General features: G+C 64.4%; 4 protein-coding genes. All 4 read left to right on the forward strand.

Annotated features, from left to right (window positions below; genetic code table 11):
- Window positions 1-564 (forward strand): alpha/beta fold hydrolase (locus KTN05_RS17415; RefSeq protein WP_217330633.1); only part of this gene is annotated, 564 nt, incomplete at its 5' end.
- Window positions 565-808: 244 nt separating this feature from the next.
- Window positions 809-1,018 carry a cold-shock protein gene (locus tag KTN05_RS17420; RefSeq protein ID WP_217330634.1) on the forward strand — a complete coding sequence of 70 codons (210 nt, stop codon included), beginning with the start codon at window positions 809-811 and terminating at the stop codon, window positions 1,016-1,018.
- A 28-nt stretch (window positions 1,019-1,046) separates the two neighbouring features.
- On the forward strand, window positions 1,047-1,373 hold the full coding sequence (locus KTN05_RS17425) for a hypothetical protein (RefSeq protein ID WP_254368339.1): 327 nt from the start codon (window positions 1,047-1,049) through the stop codon (window positions 1,371-1,373).
- 36 nt (window positions 1,374-1,409) lie between these two features.
- The gene (locus KTN05_RS17430; protein WP_217330635.1) at window positions 1,410-1,805 is read left to right on the forward strand and encodes a DUF6481 family protein; all 396 of its coding nucleotides are present in this window, start codon (window positions 1,410-1,412) and stop codon (window positions 1,803-1,805) included.
- The last annotated feature ends 68 nt before the right edge of the window (window positions 1,806-1,873 follow it).

The following is a 1,873-nucleotide window of genomic DNA, read 5'->3' on the forward strand; positions in this document are numbered from 1 at the left end:
TGCCTGGTCGCCGTGGCGCTGGCCCGCAAATACCCCGATCTGGTCGGCGGTCTCGTTCTGGCCTCGGGCTACTACTTTCCGACCGCGCGGCCGGATGTGGCCGGGATGGCGGTTCCGGCGGTCCCGGTGGTGGGCGACGCCATCCGCTATACGATCTCTCCGGTCCTGAGCCGGCTGGCATGGCCGCTCCTGATGCGGACGATCTTCGGGCCTCAGCCGGTGCCGGAGAAGTTCGCCGGGTTTCCGAAGGCCATGGCGGTCCGGCCATCCCAGCTCCGGGCAAGCGCCGCGGAATCCGCCCTGATGGTTCCGGAGGCTCTTGCGGCTGGCGACAGCTATCGGCAGCTCAGCATGCCGGTCTCCATCATCGCGGGTGCTGACGACCGTCTCGTGGATGCGCAGGATCAGTCAGCCCGGTTGCACGGGGAGATCCCGCAGAGCAGCTTCCATCGTGTTCCGAGCGCGGGTCACATGATCCATCAGACCGCGACGGAAGCGGTCATGAACGCGATCGAGAAAGTGGCCTTGCCCAATGGTCACGCCGCACGGGCTGAAGCGGTCTGATCTGCCGGCCGCTTTGCGCGAAAGGGTCGGAGTCCGCCTGGAGACGGATCAGTGAACCAATTCTCCAGGATTGACATCGGAGACATCTGCTGCTATCAGCGATAGATCGATATTTGCTTGCCGAGCTTTGGTTGTTGCGCAATTGGCACCGCGCCCTGAACAGACCTCCCTTTCAAAAATCGTTATCTTTGCCCGTGACGCTCGTGCGTCACGGATATCCAACACGCCTCTGAAAGGGTTCATCATGACCACCGGCACAGTAAAATGGTTCAATGCCACCAAGGGCTTTGGCTTCATTCAGCCCGATAACGGCGGCCCCGATGCCTTCGTCCATATCTCGGCCGTCGAGCGGTCGGGCATGGGCGAAATCACCGAGGGCCAGAAGATCGGCTACGACATGGAGCGCGACAGCAAGTCGGGCAAGATGTCGGCCTGCAATCTCCAGGCTGCCTGACCTCGCGTCTGCCTTCCCTTGCTCAGGAATGCACGTGCATTCCCGAGCGCAGGACACCGTTGAAGGTCAGGCGGTCCGCCTGACCTTTTTTCTTGCCGCTCAACCAAGCGAGTCTTCAGAGGTGAACCGCATGACGCAGGCATCCAGCCGGACTCGGGCGCAGGCCGAGATTGCCTTCGCCGAGGCGCAATCGCAGTTCCTCGCTCGGGAACGCCCGATCGACGAGCTCGACGCCATCGCCCAGGCCCGTGCGGAGAAGACCTTGCGGCTGAAGACCGCCCGCATGGCGCGAGACGAGGAAGAGCGTGCAAGGGTGGCCGCCCCAACTTCGTCGAAACCATCCAAAAGGGCCTGACCTCCAGGCTCTCCATACTTCAGACAGGATACAGATTTGAGAACCGCCAAAGCCAACGATCTCGACGACCGCCGCAGTGCCGCTGCCGATGCGAAAGCCGCGCTCCTTCGCGCCTACCACACCAGGATGAACGCCGCCGAACCCACCCGCCTTGCGCGGCAGGAAGAGCTTGTCGCGGCCGCTGCGGCCCGTGAGAAGAGGCGCGAAGACCGGGATCGGATCAAGGCGAAGGCGCGCGAGCGGCAGCAGGAGCAGGAACGCATCGACGCCGAGGCGGCCGCCTATCAGGACGCCGCCAACGTTGCCGCGAGAGCCGAGATCGAGGCGCGTGAACGGGCTGACAGCATGATCGCCCGTGTCATCTCGGATGAGGCCGCACGAAAGGCCGACCGCGACCGCCGCTACGCCGGCCGCAAGGCCCGGCAGCGGTAGCCTCTCCCCGGCTTCCGAAGGTCATGACCTCCGCGCCCGGCGCGCGGACAGACCTGCTGTGCGCTCGC

Source organism: Paracoccus sp. Z118 (assembly GCF_019061185.1).
Classification (GTDB): Bacteria; Pseudomonadota; Alphaproteobacteria; order Rhodobacterales; family Rhodobacteraceae; genus Paracoccus.